The 17735-nt window shown below is 62.2% G+C and carries 11 protein-coding genes and 1 tRNA gene; 6 read left to right on the top strand and 6 right to left on the bottom strand.

Annotation, left to right across the window (positions count from 1 at the left end; translation table 11 throughout):
* Window positions 1-32: 32 nt before the first annotated feature.
* The 3 genes from OHL12_RS14715 (at window position 33) to OHL12_RS14705 (ending at window position 2718) form a co-directional block, all read left to right on the top strand.
* Window positions 33-608, top strand: a complete 576-nt coding sequence (locus OHL12_RS14715; protein ID WP_263414571.1) for a hypothetical protein — start codon at window positions 33-35, stop codon at window positions 606-608.
* 89 nt (window positions 609-697) lie between these two features.
* Window positions 698-774: transfer RNA gene (locus tag OHL12_RS14710), tRNA-Pro, on the top strand.
* A gap of 213 nt (window positions 775-987) precedes the next feature.
* On the top strand, window positions 988-2718 hold the full coding sequence (locus OHL12_RS14705) for a capsule assembly Wzi family protein (RefSeq protein WP_263414570.1): 1731 nt from the start codon (window positions 988-990) through the stop codon (window positions 2716-2718).
* Between the two features lie 106 nt (window positions 2719-2824).
* On the opposite strand, the gene OHL12_RS14700 is transcribed toward OHL12_RS14705, so the two are convergent.
* The 3 genes from OHL12_RS14700 to OHL12_RS14690 all read right to left on the bottom strand — a co-directional run bounded on the left by OHL12_RS14700 (window position 2825) and on the right by OHL12_RS14690 (window position 10439).
* Window positions 2825-5419: a serine/threonine protein kinase gene (locus OHL12_RS14700; protein WP_263414569.1), complete on the bottom strand. Its 2595-nt coding sequence runs from the start codon at window positions 5417-5419 to the stop codon at window positions 2825-2827.
* Between the two features lie 33 nt (window positions 5420-5452).
* Complete coding sequence (locus OHL12_RS14695) at window positions 5453-6286, bottom strand: prolipoprotein diacylglyceryl transferase (protein ID WP_263414568.1); 834 nt, start codon at window positions 6284-6286, stop codon at window positions 5453-5455.
* 127 nt (window positions 6287-6413) lie between these two features.
* Entirely contained in the window at window positions 6414-10439 is a 4026-nt protein-coding gene (locus tag OHL12_RS14690) for a beta strand repeat-containing protein (RefSeq protein ID WP_263414567.1), read from the bottom strand.
* Between the two features lie 348 nt (window positions 10440-10787).
* Between OHL12_RS14690 and OHL12_RS14685 the strand changes: the two genes are divergently transcribed.
* From OHL12_RS14685 to OHL12_RS14675, 3 genes are all read left to right on the top strand, one after another.
* The gene (locus OHL12_RS14685; RefSeq protein ID WP_263414566.1) at window positions 10788-11339 is read left to right on the top strand and encodes an ECF-type sigma factor; all 552 of its coding nucleotides are present in this window, start codon (window positions 10788-10790) and stop codon (window positions 11337-11339) included.
* A 68-nt stretch (window positions 11340-11407) separates the two neighbouring features.
* On the top strand, window positions 11408-13261 hold the full coding sequence (gene aspS, locus OHL12_RS14680) for an aspartate--tRNA ligase (RefSeq protein ID WP_263414565.1): 1854 nt from the start codon (window positions 11408-11410) through the stop codon (window positions 13259-13261).
* A 21-nt stretch (window positions 13262-13282) separates the two neighbouring features.
* Window positions 13283-14080: a YwaF family protein gene (locus tag OHL12_RS14675; RefSeq protein ID WP_263414564.1), complete on the top strand. Its 798-nt coding sequence runs from the start codon at window positions 13283-13285 to the stop codon at window positions 14078-14080.
* Here OHL12_RS14675 and OHL12_RS14670 read toward each other — a convergent pair.
* From OHL12_RS14670 to OHL12_RS14660, 3 genes are all read right to left on the bottom strand, one after another.
* Window positions 14077-15402, bottom strand: a complete 1326-nt coding sequence (locus OHL12_RS14670; RefSeq protein WP_263414563.1) for a Gfo/Idh/MocA family protein — start codon at window positions 15400-15402, stop codon at window positions 14077-14079. The two genes, OHL12_RS14675 and OHL12_RS14670, sit on opposite strands and share 4 nt — an antisense overlap.
* A 58-nt stretch (window positions 15403-15460) precedes the next feature.
* On the bottom strand, window positions 15461-16669 hold the full coding sequence (locus tag OHL12_RS14665; protein ID WP_263414562.1) for an FAD-dependent oxidoreductase: 1209 nt from the start codon (window positions 16667-16669) through the stop codon (window positions 15461-15463).
* A 98-nt stretch (window positions 16670-16767) separates the two neighbouring features.
* Complete coding sequence (locus OHL12_RS14660) at window positions 16768-17610, bottom strand: alpha/beta fold hydrolase (protein WP_263414561.1); 843 nt, start codon at window positions 17608-17610, stop codon at window positions 16768-16770.
* Window positions 17611-17735: the final 125 nt, after the last annotated feature.

The following is a 17735-nucleotide window of genomic DNA, read 5'->3' as shown; positions in this document are numbered from 1 at the left end:
ACCCGGGCGCGACGGATCGCGTCAGAAGACACATGATGGTCCGCGTGCATCCGGCGCTGTTCCTGCTTGCGGTCGTGCCGGCGAGTTCGCTGCTTGCCCAAGCGACTGGAACGGCCTACCAGGGCATTCGGCTGTACGCGTACGGCACGGGATCGTATGTGCGGCCGGACTATGGGGGTGCCCTGAAGAATGCGGGCGCCACCGTGGGCGGCACCGCCAATGTGTTCACGATGTATCCGGTTCAGTTGGGGTTCGACCTGCGCGCGGTCGGCTCGGGTGGGCGCGTCTCGCGGGAATACTTCTATGGCGGCGGACCTCGCGCGCAGGTGAACCTTGGCCGCTTCGAGCCGTTTGCGCAGTTCCACGTCGGCTACGGCAGGATTGCCTTCCAGTACGTGACCACGCCGGGGTATACCCACGATCAATCGCTCGTGAAGGCCTACGGCGGCGGCCTGGATTACCGACTGTCGCGCACCTGGGCGGTGCGCGGCGAAGTGGAGCGCCAGTCCTGGCATTTCAGCGGGTACAACTACTCGTTTTATCCGCTGGCCGTCAGCGCCGGCGTGCGATACCAGTTCCACTTTCACAACCGCTTTGGCCCGGAATAGCGTGAGGGCCGCCGCGGTGAGCAGGACGGGCTCTCGCGTGTACACTGAAGGACATACACCCTGCGCGGCAATCCTCTTGCCGCCCGTGTCGGGACGTGGCTCAGCCTGGTAGAGCGCACCCTTGGGGTGGGTGAGGTCGCTGGTTCGAATCCAGTCGTCCCGACCAACAAATCTCAGCATCGCTGCTGCACTCAGAAGCCATTTGCTCCGTTACTCATCTTGGGCATCGGAAAGCATCCGGTCATCGTCTGTTCTGCAGCTTCTGGCGATCTACGTGGTCAGGGCCGGAGCGCGCATCGACGGGCGCTTGAGAGCTACCATGCATTAGGGTGTCCCACGCTCCACAGGCGGCGTTCCGCGGACATTATGAGGTTGAGTGTTGGATAGACGTTGTCATACCTGGCGTAAGCGCATTGTGACTGTAGCTGCCGTCCTGGGAACGCAGATCGCTTTGAGTGCTGCCGCTACTGCACAGGATGACTTGAGCCTTCAGGATCGAGAGCGGATCATCGAGGCCTCACGTGGAACGGCGGGCTCGCCTCCTATCCCGATGGATAGCTGGATCTACTCAGCAGCGATGCGTCTGCATGAGCTTGGATACCTGTCGACCCTCTATGTGGGGTTGCGCCCTTATACCCGCATCTCACTCGCGCATGCTCTGCTGCTGTCGCGCGAGAGCATTGCTGAAGACGAGATCAACTATGGCAACGCGGAAGAGTCTGTTGCCCTGGACAAAGCTCTCACGGAAGAGTTGGCGCCGGAGCTGAATCAGCTCGACTCGCATCGGACGGTGGTGGAGCAGGCGTATGCACGCGTGCGTGGCATAAACGGTCCAGTTCTCAACGACAGCTTTCATCTTGGCCAGACGTATGTGAACGATTACGGGCGTCCCTTCCAGCAGGGTGTGAACGGCCTGGTCGGTGCGAGCGGTTACGTGACTCGCGGCCGCTTCAACCTGTACCTGCGCGGCGAGTACCAGCACGCGCCCAGTGCACCGGGCTACTCAGCGCAGGTGGCTGCAATCCTTGCCGCTGGGGACGGAGTGAGTCAAACCGTGCCTCATTTCACGATCCCTGCCGGCCCCATTCCTCAGCGCGATCAGTTCCGCATGCTCAACGCACTCGCCTCCGCGCACCTCGCCGGGCACCAAGTGAGCTTTGGAAGGAGCGATGAATGGCTGGGCCCCGCCCGTGGTGGAGCGATGACGTGGTCAACCAACGCGGAGCCTATTTATGCCTTTCGGATCAACCGGATCGAACCGTTGTATATTCCGGTACTCTCGCGCATCACCGGCCCGTTTCGTTACGAGTTCTTCGTTGGCAGTTTGAAAGGGCATGACACGCCCAACGCTCCCTGGGTCCACATGGAGAAAGCCAGCTTCAAACCTACGAAAGATATCGAGTTCGGCTTTGCACGCACCGCGCTGTGGGGCGGCAAGGGTCACGTACCTGTGACCCTTGGCACGTTCTTCCGCAGCTTCTTCAGTCCCGCCGGTGTGCAGCCTGCCGTCAAGCTCTCCCGAGATGATCCCGGCGCTCGCTTCAGCACCTTCGATTTCGATTTCCGCATTCCAGCCTGGGAGCATCTTCTTGATCTCTACGCCGACACCTTTGTTCACGACAACGTCTTTCCAGTGTCGAATCCGAGGCGCGCAGCGGTAAGAACCGGTCTGCTGATCTCTCGTCTGCCCGGTGCACCGAAGCTTGATCTTAGGTTGGAGGGCGCCTATACCGACGTGGATGATAAGCAGAGTGTGGGCGGTAGCTTTCTCTTCGCTGAAGCTGTTTACGCGGATGCATACACCAACCGGTCGTTCATGCTCGGCGATCCCCTAGGCCGCGAGGACAAGGGAGGGAATGCATGGCTCACCTACCATCGCTCGCCAAGACAGGACTTTCAGGTGGAATACAGGATGGTGAAGGCAGCGAAGGACTTTGTTCCACTCGGAACGACTCAGCACGATTTCTCTTTCAATGCCCGAGTGAGACCAAGCGCATCGTGGGAGATCAAAGGCAGCGTTCAGCAGGAGTTGACCCGAGCGCCCCTCATCGACTCGCAGCAAAGACGTCCATTCGGAGCTACGGTACAGCTCACGTGGTTTCCGAAATAGCTGCTCGCGTTGGCCGAGGTATCTGCTCTCACCCTGGCAAGTTGTACTTGATTGCTTTCATGGGCTTCTCGACGAAGTGCCCACACCTATCGATGGCAGGAGCGGGCTAGGTTTTGGGCGTGATGGAAGCGGATGCCTGCTGCTGAAGCAGCGATAGATCTTTGAAGGGTTGGCGGTTCTTCGCAACGGACTCCAAGATGTTCCGCGCTTTGCGCAGGTGGTCTTCCTGGTCCGTAGCTGCGCCGCTCTTCTTCGCAAGATTTGCTAAGCCAAGCTGAACCTGCGCCTCCATCATCCTGGCCCCGAGCACGAGTGGCTGGTGTGAGGTGAACTCACTCAGAAGCTGTTGCGCTTCCAGCAGCAGGCTGCGAGCGGTCGTAGCATCCGTTCCTGGCAACCCGGCGAACTGAATCAACCCGATCACGTGCAGGCTCCGCAGTGTCTGATCCTCGGGGGCTGAGTTCATCAGGCGGCGGGACGCAGTGATGCTCTTCTCCATGTACAGCCGTGCAGCCTGCGTGTTGCCCTGTGCTGCCTGAAGCACGGCCCACCACCGCGTCTGAATCGCGTACTCGGATTCATCGAAGTTGCCCTGGTCCACGGTGCGTGCAGGAGCTTCGGGTGGCCGCAGATTTGCCGACACTTCCACTGCTTCCTTGACTTGCCCATGCGCGAGCAGAAACTCCGCGTAGTGGAGATGGGACTTGCGGACGTGCTCCGCGATTTCAATGCTGTGCTCCGCGTTCTGTCCGTCGGCATCGTGCATGGCCTGCAGGTAGTACTGGCGAGCCTCGTCGTCCCGGTTCAGCTGATCCAGCAGATTCGCCTTGGTGAACCGGACCTGCGCAAGCTGCGTGATGTACAGGGGCTGCTGACGAAACTCCGGCTTGTCGCGGCCAAGGTCCAGCAGAAGAGCTTCGGCGCGGTCGACCCATCGCAGGGCTTCGGCAGGGTCGGCCATGCTGAACTGATCGCGGCTTGCGAGATAGATGGAGTCGAAGAAGCAGTACGTTGCAATCTGCATCCAGCGATTGGACTTGGGCCCTTGCAGCACCGGCTGCACTTCGTCCCATGCTCTCTGTTCCAGCGCGACTGCGCCCGCTACGTCGCCCAGCGCGTTGGAGATGTTCGCCTGAGATGCGTCAAGCAGGCCGCGGCGCGCGGGCGTTTTCGGATCGTCCGGAACCTGCAGCGCGTGCAGCTCCACCATCTGCCGGGCGAGGCTCAGAACGCTTTGTGCGCCATGCAGATCGCCAAGGCTGGGTTGATTGGGAAAGCCCTCGGTCTTGGCCATTTCAAAGAGGCCGTTCGCGAGATCGACCGAGAACTTGGGATCTCCGTTGCGCTCCTCCCGCATGGATTGCAGGTACTTCACGGCCTCGGCCGTCATCTGTTTGCGAACGGTGAGGGTGCCGGGAATGTCGTTCAGCGATGCGTAGAGATCCGTCACGTAGAAGCGCGCGAGGTTCTGAATGTCGGCAAGACGGCGCTCGGCCGCGTTCCGCTCGCGCCGCGCAACCGTTGCGGAGTGCAGCACGGCAACACCGCTGCCGGCGACCACGGCAAGCGCTGCCGCCACAGCGATGGCTTCCAGCCGGTTGCGCCGCAGGAACTTGCCTGCGCGGTAGGCGAAGCTGTCCGCGTGGGCGCGCACGGGCCTCATCTGCAGATGGCGCTCCAGGTCCTCTGCAAGTGCGGCAACAGTGGGATAGCGCCGCTGCGGTTCCTTGCGCAGGCCTTGCAGCAGGATGTTGTCGAGATCGCCTTTCAGCTCCGGGTTATGCAGGCTGGGTGCTTGCGGCGCCGTCTCATTCAGGATGCGAATGGCGGTGAGTGGAAGGACTTCTTCGATGGGATACGGCAGCGTTCCGGTCAGCAGGCGGTAGAGCAGCGTCGACAATGAAAAGACATCGCTGGCTACGCCAAGCGATGAGCCGTTTGCCTGTTCAGGGCTGGCGTAGCGCGGAGTCAGCTGCCGGACCGTGGTTTCGGTGTGAGCTTCGGCGTTGGACAGGATGCGTGCCAGGCCGAAGTCGAGCAGCCGTGGTTCGCCTTCGGTCGTGACGAAGATGTTTGCCGGCTTCAGGTCAAGGTGCAACACCAGTTGCTGATGCGCGGACTGAACCACCTCTGCAACGCGGAGGAAGAGGCGCAGGCGTTGCGTTAGGGTGAGCGCATGCTCGTCGCAATAGCGGTCGATGGGGATGCCGTCCACGTACTCGAGCACTAGGTAAGGGCGGCCGTCCGCAAGCACGCCGCCATCCAGCAAACGGGCGATGCCGGGATGAGCGAGTTGCGCGAGGATTTGTCGTTCGCGGCGAAAGCGTTCTGCCAGTGCAGGGGTGAAGATCTCTTCCTGCAGGACCTTGACGGCGACCTTCTGCTCGTAGGTGCCGTCGGCGCGCTCTGCCAGGTAGACCGTACCCATGCCACCGCGGCCAAGCTGGCGCAGGATGCGGTAGCTGCCGAAGGTCGAGTTGTCGAGAGCGCCTTCCGGAAGCGGGCGAGGTGTCTCGTGCTGCCAGGCGTCGATGGAGAACGCAGACGCTGCCCAGTCCTCAAACGAGAGCAGTTGGTGCACTTCGGTGAGAACGGAAAGATCGGCGGCAGAGGCGGCAAGAAACGATTCACGTTCGGCGGGATGCAGCTCCAGCGTCTGTTCCAGTAACGCGCGAACTTCAGCCCAGTGTGCGGCGGTCACTCGGGTGCTCCTGTGCTGAGGCGATGAGGATGGTTAGAGATGTACCACGCAGGCCACGGACCCGTCATGCATTTTGCGCAGGCGTTTTGCGGAGTCGAGCGTCGGGCGTGCGAGCAGGGCTATTGCTTTGCCGGGCAGCGTTGAAACGGCGATCAGCGTCACGCAGCCTATCGTGAAGAGAACGAGGCTCACCACCTGGGCTTCGGTCATTCGCCATGCGAGCACGAGATTGCGGCTCAGGAACTCGACGCTGAAGCGGCCCGCGCTGCTGAGCAGGAGGTACGACCCGAACAATACGCCGGGCCTGCTCTGTCTGCGATCCACTCGCACGAGGATGAGAAATATCGCGAGCTCCCACAGTGAGCTGTAGAGCATCGTCGGGTGAACGCGCACGAGAGACGGTGTCAGACCGTGCGGGAAGGCGACAGCCCAGGGCAACGTAGAGGGCTGTCCGTAGTCGCCGTCGCCGGCCAGGAAACAACCGACACGGCCCAGAGCATAGGCAGGCGCGATGCTATACAGCGAGTCCAGCGAGCGCAGCCACGGCATGCGATGCAGATGGATGTAGGCCACGCCTGCCAGAACTCCGCCGAGCACACAACCAAGATAGGTGTACCCGCCGCGGAAGAAGTCCAGCCCCGCAGTGTCGCGGTGCAGTAGGTACGTGGAGAGCACGAGGAAGTTGTCCAGCTTTGCGCCCAGAAATCCCGCAACGATCAGCGTGGTCGAGAGCGAGACCGGGTTGACGCGGATGCTGTGCTCACGAAAGTAGCGAAGAAACAGAGCCGTGCCCAGGCAGATGCTGGCGGCGAAGAGCAGGCCAAAAGTGTAAAAGCTGAATGGGCCTAGCTTGAGGATTTGTAGCATGGCGATTCCGAATGGTTTCGGGTCAGGTCAACAGATGTGAACGAGCAATCGGACACATGCGGTGAAGTTGAGGAACACGCAGAATCGGGCGTCCGAGACCCTGGGAGAGCTCTCGACGCCCGAACCGTCATCGCGTGTAGTGCACGGGGAAGGAGATGGTTTGGGTCGCATTGGTCGCAGGATTTCTCGCCGTGACCACTACCCGTAGAACGCCCTCAGAAGCGGCGCAGCCAGACACCACAGCCCCGCCGCCCGCGATCGCGCAGAGGATGAGTAATAAACACAGCAAGCGCGGGGAGAGCCGCCGCCGTGGCCACAGAAGTAGGCCGCCCCCGAAGAAGAGCCCAGCCAGCACAAGGCGACGAGACCGTTCGAACGGCGAGCGCAGTGCAGAGTGTGCATTCTCACCAGCCATGCGCACCTTGAGGTGCAATCCGGTGCTGGTAGGCGTCACGGAGACTGCTCGAATTCCGAGATTGCCGGCAACCGAATTTCCGTTGCTGTCGACCAGGTAGTAGATGAACGCGTCCTCAGAGAGTTGACCACCATCGATCTCCGTCAGGCTGCCGTCCATTACGACCGTTCCGCTATACCCATTGAGTGCGGCGATCGTAAACGGAACATCGACGACGGTGTTGGATGTGAGTTCTGTGTTGACACTCGAAGTTGAAGCGTTGTCGAGCGTCATAGAGAAGCCAGCGGCCGGCGCGCCCGTCACTACTGTGGTCAACGTTGCGGTAGCAGGTTGGTTGGAAACGTCACCGGCAAAGTTGGCCGTAATGGTGTACGTGCCTGCGGTCAGGAAGGTGAGCACGGAAGAGCCGCTGGTGCCGGAGACCACACCGGAGGGACCATTCGCGCCGGACGCATCCTTGGAGCTTAGAAGGATGCCAGCATTGGGAGAAGTAATGGAGCCGGTAAGTGCAACGTTATAGGTCGCTGCAGCTCCCGTGGTTGTCGTGGCAGGTCCGGTTAAGTGGATCGCAACGGTAGAGCGCTGGATCAGAACCGTGCCCGTTTGGGTCGAACCGCTGAACTTGCTGTCGCCGGCATACACAGCCGTGATGGTGTAAGTGCCAGGGTCCGTCAGCGTAACCGAAGCGCACGGGCAGACCGATGTAAACGCGAGGTACGCGGGCACGGGGCTGGGCTGGGTAATCGTGGTGCCGGGCTTACTGACCGTAACCGTGATGTTGCCGCTGGGAACTGCCGTCCCAGCGTTTGGAGCCCCTAATTGAACCCCGACGTCGAGGATGGCGTTCGGCGGGTACGTTGCCGGCACACTGAGCGCCAGAGTCGTTGGGATGGTAGTTGGATCGGAAGCATTGAAGTTGATGAAGGGTGCGGAGGACGCGACGAAGTTATCGTCACCGCTGTAGTTGGCGTCCACGCGATACAGGCCGGACGGAGCCGGTGCAAGGTACTGGAAGCTGATGTTGGGCGTGGTAACCGTAGTCGCAGCATCGATGGTTGCAAGCGTGGTCTGAGCACCGCTGCTGACCTTTGTCGCGACGATGGTGATCGTGCCCGTGGGTGGCAGCAGGCCGGGAGCCAGCGTGGTGTTCAGCGTGCCGGTGATCTTCGTCCCGCTTACTTCGCCAGCAGGCACGTACAGGTTGGTCAGGGCAAGTGTCGCTTTCACGTGCACGACAAGGGAAGCCGTCGAAGGCGAGAAGTTCGCGTCGCCCGGGTAGGACGCCGTGAAGGTATAGCTGCCGTTGATGCTCAGGGTGACCGGGAAGCCGAAGCCGCCGGAGACAAGCGCCTGGGCAGCGCTGACTGTAGCAACCACGGCATTGGTTGCGCCGCCCCGGACTGTGATGTTCCCGGTCGGGGTTGCGGTGGACTGCGCGTTCGTGAGTCGGACGTAGAGGTTGAACCCGGTGCCCGCAACCTGGTTGGTTACGCCACTCAGTGAAACGGTAGTCGCTACGGCGGGAGCGGTGACCGTGAGCGAGCCAAGGTTTGACTGCGAGGTGTTGTATTTGCTGTCGCCGGGGTAGTAGGCCAGCAGCGTGTACTGCCCTGCCGCTGGAGCGGTGAAGGTGAACGTCTTGCCGGCGGTGGTGAAGGCCTGCGCCGCGGGGATGGTGGCGAGGGTGATGGGTGTGGTGGTGCCCGCGGGTACGGCGTAGATGCTGATCGTGTCGGTGGGTGCGTCCGTGGTGGTGGAAACGAAAGCCACGGTTCCGGAGAGGGTTGCGCCCGCGGTTGCGGAGGTTGGCACGGACAGCGCGAGCGTGGGTGTGGTGAGGCTGGAGCTGGCGCCAACTGTAATGCTGGCCGGGGAAGAGGCGCTGCCGGCGTTCTGATCGTCACCGTTGTAGACCGCCGTCAAGGTGGACGGGCCCTGCGGCAGGGTCAGAGAGACCTGGACCGGGTACGCCGTGGCGGCGCCGGTAAAGGTGTAGCGGCCCACTTCGGTACCAGAGGCGTCGTTGATGACGATGCGGCCGCCGGGCGCATACGTGCTGCCTGCCAGCGTGAGCGCCGCCGTGACGGTGGTGCTGGAGGTGGTGGCAGGCACGCTGAGGGAAAGCGTGGTGGGGTATACACCGGGATACGGCTTGGCCGTGTCACCTACGGTGACGCTCATGGTGTTGGAGGTGATCGCCGCGTGTGTGGCGGTGGCGGGCACCGTGGCCACCAGCGTGTACACGCCGGGCAGCGTGAATGAGAGGCTGGGGACGCTGCCGCCCGGGTACGCCAGGGCTCCCACGGTCGTGGAGGCCAGCGTAAAGGGTGATCCACCCGCGGGCGTTGCAGTGATGGTGACGGTTGCACCGATGAGCGAGCTGTCGCCCTGCGAGTACAGAGCCAGACCGCGCAGGTAGTAGCTGGACCCGGCAGTGGCGGTGTCAGACCCGTTCAGCGTGAGGTTGGCCTGGAGCGGTGAAGCAGAGGGTTTCGTGAGGATGTCGACCTGCCCGTCGCCCGACGCGACATAGGTTTGGCCGAAGAGTGGGTTCGCCGCAATATAGGTCGGTTGAAAGTTGGAATCGTTGAAAGGCGTGCCGTTTACCTGGACCGCTGTGTTGCCGGTCCCGGTAATGCCGATGGTGAACAATGCCGACGGCGAAGGTGTGAGGATCTGCAGCGTTCCGGAAGCGCTGTTGACGGCCAATTGCGGATAGGCGCCGAAGGTGTACGGAACCGTGGACACGTCGCCAACGACGGTTTCGTTGGGCGTGTCGGGAGTGTATGGGTTGTAGCTGAGCAGGCTACTCGCCGAGTTCGAGCCGCTGCCGACCACCGCGTACAGCAGGCGGGACACGGGGTCGTATACCGCGCCGAGCATGGCAGCGTAGTTTTGCGTGGCTTTGATCTGCTTCACAAAAGGCAACGTGACCGTGTTGCCGCTGGCAACAACAGCGGAAAAGGTCCGCTGCAGTTGGCCGAGATCGATGATGGTGAACGGGACTGTGTCCTGCGGCGCCGAAGCGAGGTTGGCGGCGGTCAAGTTGTCTTGGTTCACGAGGATCAGCAGGTCGCCGCCGCCGTCGTTCACCGCCGGGACGATGAAGGCGTTGCTGGCGGGCAAGGGATTGCCGGCGGGGTCCAGTATCTTGAACGCAGTGCTGATGCCTGGGCTGTAGACCCACAGATTGCCAGGGCTGGTGCCCGTCTTGCGCTCGGTGGCGATGACCAAGCCGTATTGTCCGCGCCCGTCGACTAGCAAGGAGGTGTACTGCGCGCCGCTGTCCAGGCTGGTGCGAGAGGTGCGGCTGATGGAGTCGCCGGTTCCCGTGCTCAGGTTGCTGTACTGCGTGAGGATGTCTGGGTCGCCGGAGCTGGAGGCGTTAAGCGTGAAGGCGCGCCCGTGGAACTCGTCGTTGGCGATGAAGGCCTGAGCCGGCGCGGCACCCTGCAGCGTGCTGGAAGCAGTGGTGTGGCAGGTGCTGCTGCCGAACAGCAGCCCGGTGAGCGCGTCGGTCGAGTTCGCGTCGGGCCCGACCACGTAGCCGTTCTGCGTGTCGTTGGCGAGAGCCTTGGGCAGGCTTGAGGGCGAAGTCGCTGCTGCTGGCGCAGGGCACGTCACGTGGTACGACGATGCCGTGGAGTGCGCGAGCGAGGTCATGTCCTGATTCAGGACATAGAAGGTGGTCCCGTACACCGAAGGAGAGATCACGGCAGGAACCGCTGCGTCGGGCACGGACGTCCCCTGAACCGCTGGCGGAGCTTGCTGAGCGATGCCGGCGGCCGTAGCAAGAACCGACGCGGAACAGAAAATTGCGCGCGCACAACGGGCAAGCAGCGCGTGACGAGGGCGGGACGGGAGAAAACCGCTGGCGACCATGCGAATTCCTTTGCAAAACCACGCACGTCGGCGCGAGTATGGACACACTCGTGAAGGCGGGTGGCAGAATTTGTTGTCTACAGAGAACGCCGGAACGGTCAGCGGTTCGTATCGCGCGATGCGATGGTTTCTCGAGATTTCTTCTCTGGCTTTTGATTTCTCCTTGGACTGACACAGTCGATGCAAACGCAGGAACAGGACAGGATGTTGGAACCGGGTGGGGCGATCTCCGGGGCGCAACGATCGCTCGACTCGCTCATGCCGGTGATTTACGAGGAGCTGCATCGCGTCGCTGCGATCTTCATGAGCAACGAGCGGCGCGGCCACACGCTGCAGCCTACGGCCCTGATCAGCGAGGCCTACCTGCGATTACTCAGCCAGCACAGCCTCGACTTTTCCAATCGCGCACAGGTGATCGGTGTCGCCGCACAGATGATGCGGCGCATTCTTCGCACACACCAGGAGAAGAAAGAAGCCGGCAAGCGGGGCGGCGAGGACACGACCCTGTGCCTGAGCGAAACGCCGGAACCGGCGGCTCCAGCGATCCTGTTCAGCGAGGTGGATGAACTGCTGGACCGCTTGGCGAAGCTTGACGAGCGCCAGGCCAGGGTTGTGGAGCTGCGCATCTTCGGTGGGCTTTCTGTGCAGGAAACGGCAGACTTTCTCCAAATCTCAACCGCGACAGCGAATCGGGACTGGGCCTCCGGCCGTCTGTGGCTAGCCAAGGAACTCTCAGGAGCGGCACGCCACGACTGATCGCTGCGGCCGATTCTGAGCGCGGGCTACAGCCCCGTTCGGCAGCGCGACATAAAATAGAACTCATTGTGAAACTTGACTTCTTAGGCCAGCACCAGCGGTCGCACCTGTGCGGCGAACTGCGCGCAGCGGACGCGGGCAAGCCCGTGGTTCTGATGGGATGGGTGAACCGCCGCCGCGACCACGGCGACCTGATCTTCCTGGATGTACGTGACCGCAGTGGCATTACCCAGGTTGTGGTCGATCGCAGCGAGTCCGGCGATTCGCTGGCCAAGGCCGAAGCGGCCCGGCCGGAGTTTGTGGTGGCCGCCATCGGCACCGTGCGCCTGCGCGGCGAGGGCTTGAATAACCCCAACATGGCGACCGGCGATGTCGAAGTCGTCGTGAAGGAACTGCTGCTGCTGAGCGACGCGAAAACGCCTCCGTTTTCGCCCGCAGAAGACGCCGTGCAGAACGAAGAGCTGCGCCTGGAGTATCGCTACCTGGACCTGCGCCGGCCGGAGATGCAGCGCAACCTGATCGTACGGCACAAGGTCATGCAGGCGATCCGCGCGCAGTTGTCGGGCGAAGGCTTCCTGGAGATCGAAACGCCGCTGCTGACGCGCACCACGCCGGGCGGCGCGCGCGATTACCTGGTGCCGTCGCGGGTGCATCCGGGAACGGTGTATGCGCTGCCGCAGTCGCCGCAGATCTTCAAGCAGTTGCTGATGATCGGCGGGTTGGATCGTTACTTCCAGATCGCGCGCTGCTTCCGCGACGAGGATCCGCGCGCAGACCGCCAGCCCGACTTCACGCAGATCGACCTGGAAATCACGTTTCCGTCGCAGGATGCGATCTTCGGGATAGCGGAACGCTTTGTCGCCGCGGCGTTCGCGGCGGCGGATCAGCCGATCACGCTTCCCTTCCCTCGCATGACGTACGATGAGGCGATCCGCAAGTACGGCATCGACAAGCCGGACATGCGCCTGCCGCACATGGCTGACCTGAGCGATGTGCTGACGCCGGAACTGCGCACCACGCTGAAGATCGAGCATGGCCTGCCGGTGTTTGGCTTCGTCATTCCAAAGATTGGCGAACTGAGCGGCACCGCGCGCAAGGCCTTGCTGGGCGAGGTGCGCGCGTTCTTCGGCGAGACCGGCCTAGACGTTCTGGATCTCGCCCGCCTGCGCACCAACGAAGCCTTCGTTCCGCTTGCGGAGGATATCGGATCGCACCTGAACGCGACCACGATCGGCTTCAACGGCGAGAACTTCACCAGCAACGATCTCGCCATTGTCGTCACGCCCAAGCTGGGGACGCCGGCACTGTGGAACTTCGATCGCCTGTGGATTCCGAAAAAGGTCGGTGCACTGCGGCTGGAGCTTGCAAAGAAGTACGCCGACAAGCACGGCCTGTTTGAGAAGAAAGGCACCGCCGACGACTACCGCTTCCTGTGGGTCACCGACTTCCCCATGTACGAGTGGAACGAGGAGAAGCACACCTGGGACGCGGCGCATCATCCGTTCACCAGCCCGCACGAGGCCGACATCGCTAGTGGCGCGCTGTACAACGACAAGGGCGCGGTGCGCGCGCAGGCGTATGACGTGGTGCTGAACGGCTTGGAGCTTGGCTCGGGTTCGATCCGTATTCACCAGCAGGACGTGCAAGCGGAGATCTTCCGCACGCTCGGCATGACGGACGAAGAGCTGCAGGAGCAGTTCGGCTTCTTTCTGAAGGCACTGGAGTACGGCACACCGCCGCACGGTGGCATCGCTCTCGGCCTGGACCGCATTGTCATGCTCTTGACCGGCGCAACCAGCCTGCGCGAAGTAATCGCCTTCCCGAAAACGGCGAAGGCGTTCGACCTGATGTGCGAAGCACCGAGCGCGCCAAGCGAGCAGCAACTGCGTGAACTGCATCTGCGCGTAGCTCTACGAGGCTAGCATGATGCGCGCCATCGTAAGATGGTGCGCATCGTGGTCAGAAGAAGAACAATCCTTTGCTGCACCTGCATGCTCGCGGCCCTTACATTCGCGGGCTGCAATTCGACAGCTACTGAGCGATCTGCGGACGAAAGCGAGTCGGCAAAGCTGATAGGGCTTCTGCGCTCCGGCGATTTTCAAGCGATCGAACAACAGATGGATGCATCGTTGCGGGATGGCGCTACAGAGCCAACTCTGGCGAAAATGCAGGCACTCTTTCCCGAAGGTCCGCCCACCTCTCGGAAAACCATCGGCTATCATTCGCTGCGGTCCGGCAGTCAGTTGAACTCTGAAGTCATAACGGAGTACGGCTTCAACGACACTACCTGGGTTGTCACGAACGTGCGAATCAGGAAAGAGAATGCTCCCGTGGTCGTCGGCTTCCATGCCACCGGACTTACTCGGTCGTTAGAGGAGACGAACCGTTTCACCTTTGCGGGTAAGCCGTTTTGGAACGACTGCATGGCGGTGTTGACGCTCGCGTGTGGCGGCCTGGTGCTCTACGCCTTCGTCCTCTGCATTCGGACACCACTTCGCAAGAAGTGGCGTTGGCTACTGTTTACTCTTCTCGGCGTCTGCCAGTTGTCTTTCAACTGGCAGACGAGCCAGTTTGGCTTTCGGCTGTTCTGGATTGCGATACCACCAGCTAATGCGAGCCGCGTAGATTATGCTCCCTGGTATTTGTTCGCAGGCGTGCCTCTTGGAGCTTTGATCTTTCTGGCGAAGCGGAGAGATCTTCAGCTCCAAGCAGAAGCTGCGTCACGCGGGCTGGCGAACTAAACCTTTGGCTCCCACCCCTTCTGGTAGTTGCGGCCCCACATGCCTTCGGCCTGCTTGTTGCCGGTGACGTGTCCGTTCTCCGGGTTTAGCGTGAGCACGGCCTGCGAGAAGTAGGCGATGTTCGACAGTTGTACAAGCGTTGTACTCACGTTGCCCTGCGCGATGGGCTGGTTCAGCTTTTCGCCGGTGCGGATGGCCGCGATCAGGTTGGCGAAGTGCGCGTCGGTCATGCTGTCGGCACCGACCGTGTCCGCGGACGACGTCGCTGCGTGCGCCGGCTGCTTGTAGCTGTCGATGACCTTGTCTTTCTGGTCGTAGATCTCCCATCCGCCGCGGTCGATCACCGCGGTCGCCTCAGTACCGTGGATAGCGGTGCCACGATCGCGGCCGTAGGTCTTCTTGCCGCTGATGCAGGAGCCTTTCCACGTGATCAAGGCATCGGGATACTCGAAGCTGGTGTCGAGCGTGTCGTAAAACTGCCAGTCGTCGTGGGTGGCGTAGCGACCGCCGGCGGCAGTGACCTTGTTCGGGTACTCCACACCAAGAGCCCAGCGCGCCACGTCGACCTCGTGGGTGCCGTTGTTCAGACTTTCGCCGGTTCCCCAGGTCTTGAACCAGTGCCAGTTGTAGGGATGAACATTGTCGCGATAGGCCTCGCGCGGAGCTGGGCCCTGCCACAGGTCCCAATCGAGCGTTGCCGGCACCGGGATGGGCTTGCCGACGCCAATGGGCTTGCGGGTGTTGGCGTACCAGGTCTCGCCCCAGTAGGGCTTGCCGATCGCGCCAGACTTGATCTTGGCAACGATCTCCTGCGTGGCCTTGTGCGAGCGCTGCTGCGATCCCATTTGGCACAGCTTGCCGGTCTTTTTCTGCGCAGCGACCAGCCACTCACCTTCCTGCGGGTTGTGGCTGCAGGGCTTCTCCACATACACGTGCTTGCCCGCTTGCAGGCCTAGGATGGCCATGGGCGCGTGCCAGTGATCGGGCGTGGCGATGGTGATTACGTCCACGTCCTTGCTGGCCAGCAGCTTGCGGAAGTCCTGCTCCTTGCGCGGAGCGTCGCCCATGGCCGTCGCCGTGCGGCCGGCGAACCGGTCGAGGATCACCGTGTCTACATCGGCAACACCGATGATGCGGGCGTCCGCCTTGTTGGCCTTCAACGACGACAGGTGCGCGTAGGCGCGGCTGTTCAGGCCGATTACGGCGAAGTGAACGCGCTCGTTCGCGCCGGCAATCTGCGCATAGCTCTTGGCGTTGGCTGCAATGGCGAGACCCGCGGCGGCGGTGGCGGCGTTCCCCAGAAACTCTCGGCGTGACGGCATTCGATGTTTTCCCCTGTTTTGGTTGCGGGAGCATGGTACGCCATTTGTTTGAGAGTTGTCAGAAAGCCTGTTCCGGCGTCTGGACGTGCTGCGGTTGCAGCCCCATGCCGATCAGGCGCCCGGCCAGACGCTGCGCGCCCGGCAGACGCGTCAACACGCGGATAGCCAGCGGGGGCCGCATCGCGCCTTCGGCTTGCAGGATCTGATTTAGGACCTTGTGCGCCAGTCTTTGGAAGCCGTGGGTGCGCCGGATGGTGGCCTCGCGATAGTGCTGCACACTCAGCAGATCGTGCACGGTTACGGCATCCCGCTGCAGCGCCGGTACCAGCCGGTTGGCCGCGGCAATCGCATCCTGAATGGCGATGTTGATGCCGATGCCGCCGACCGGAGACATAGCATGCGCAGCATCGCCGATGCACAGCAGACCGGGAACGGCCCAACGCTCGAGGTGGTTCAGTTGCACGGTAAGCAGCTTGATGTCGACCCACGAGTGGAGCGAGTCGACCCTGCCCGCGAGAAAAGGAACGATGCGCGCCAGAAGCTGTTGAAACGCAGGGAGGCCTCGCTGCTGCAAGCCTGGAAGGCCGTCCTTGCGGATGAGAAATCCCACCTGGAAGTAACCGCCGCGGTTGATCAGAACGACCAGGTGTCCGAAGTTCACATAGCCCAGACCGTTTTCCGGATCGTCGTGCTGCCGCGGGATGCGGAACCAGAGCACGTCGATCGGAACACCGGTTTCGACAACAGGCAGGTGCGCAGCAGTAACGGACGTGGCATGGCGGCCATCGCAGCCGACCACCAGGTCAGCGCGCAGACTCTCCTCGCCGTTCGCAGTGCGCACCGTTACTCCACTGACCTGGCCGGTGCTGTCGTAGAGCAGGCCGGTCGCCTGGTGCCCCATGCGCAACTGAAAGGTGGGATATCGGGCGGCCCGTTCGGCGAGGAAGTTCAGAAGGTCCCACTGCGGCATGAGCGCGATGAAAGGAGCGGCCACGGGAAGATGGGTGAAGTCGGCAATTGGAAATGTTCTGCCGCCGACCACCGCACTGGCGCGGCGCAGCTCGGTATGAGGCAGCCGCAACAGGCCCGGCAATAGGCCAAGTTCGTGCATTACCTGCAACGTGGATGGATGGGTGGTGTCGCCGCGAAAGTCGCGAAAGAAGTCATTGTGCTTCTCAAGCACGGTGACCGGCAGACCGGCGCGGGCCAGCAGAAGGCCAAGCATCATGCCCGCAGGTCCACCGCCAATGATGCACGTGCTTTGCATGGGAGACCGCCGGCGGCAGGATACCGGAGCCGGCGCGGGTTGCAACAGAAAAGCGCGGCCTCGTCGGCCACGCCTCTGTGTCGCTACAGCCCGCAAGTTTACAGGGCGGCAACCCGGCCCGGTGCGCGCAGGAAGCGCAGGAGGTCCTCGTTCAGCTTGTCGGGCGCGGTGTTGGTCAGGCCGTGCGGCTCGCCGTCGTACTCCAGCAGTTCGCTGTTGGCGACCAGGCTCTTCATGCGCGCGCCGGAGTGTTCGATCGGCACAAGTTTGTCGCTGGTGCCGTGAATGATCAGCGTCGGAACGGTGATCTTCGTCGCGTCGCCACGGAAGTCCGTCTCGGCCCAGGCATGCGCCAGCTTCAGCGTTGCATCCGGCGAGGCCATGAACGCCTGCTGGCCGGCGAACTGCAACTGCGCCGACGAGACGGTGTGGTGCAGCGCCGAGTAGTTGAAGAACTTCTCGGCGAAGCTCTGCAGAAATGCCGGACGATCCTTGATGAGGTGGGCGTAGATGTCTTCAAAGACTTTCCTGTCCACGCCGTCGGGATTGTCGTCAGTCTTCAGCAGGTAGGGCGTCACGGCCGACACGAACGCCGCCTTTGCGACTCGCGACTCGCCATAGCGTGCGATGTAGCGCGCAACCTCGCCGCCACCCATGCTGAAGCCGACCAGCGTTGCACCGGAAAGGTTCAGGCCTTCCATCAGGTCGTTCAGGTCGCTGGCGAGCGTGTCGTAATCGTAGCCCCTGGCGGCCCAGTCGCTGCGACCGAAACCACGGCGATCGTAGGCGATGACACGGAAGCCGGAGTCGGCGAGCACGCGCGCCTGGTACTCCCACGACGCGGACGAAAGCGGCCAGCCGTGGATCAGCACCACGGGCGCTCCGGCACCCCAATCGTAGAAGTAAATGTTGGTACCGTCTTTTGCTTGGAAGTAAGGCATGCGGCTCGCTTTCTGCGGGAGGATTGATTCGCTCCGTTTCGAAAAGTCAGATGCAGCCGCGACTGTGGGATGTGGCTGTGATGGACTCACAGACCTTCGCCATCTCGCACCTTCTGCATGGTTCT

Origin of the sequence: Terriglobus aquaticus, from assembly GCF_025685415.1 — a bacterium.
GTDB lineage: Bacteria > Acidobacteriota > Terriglobia > Terriglobales > Acidobacteriaceae > Terriglobus > Terriglobus aquaticus.
Note: the sequence above shows the minus strand (reverse complement) of the source record. Positions and strands in the feature narration are given on the sequence as shown.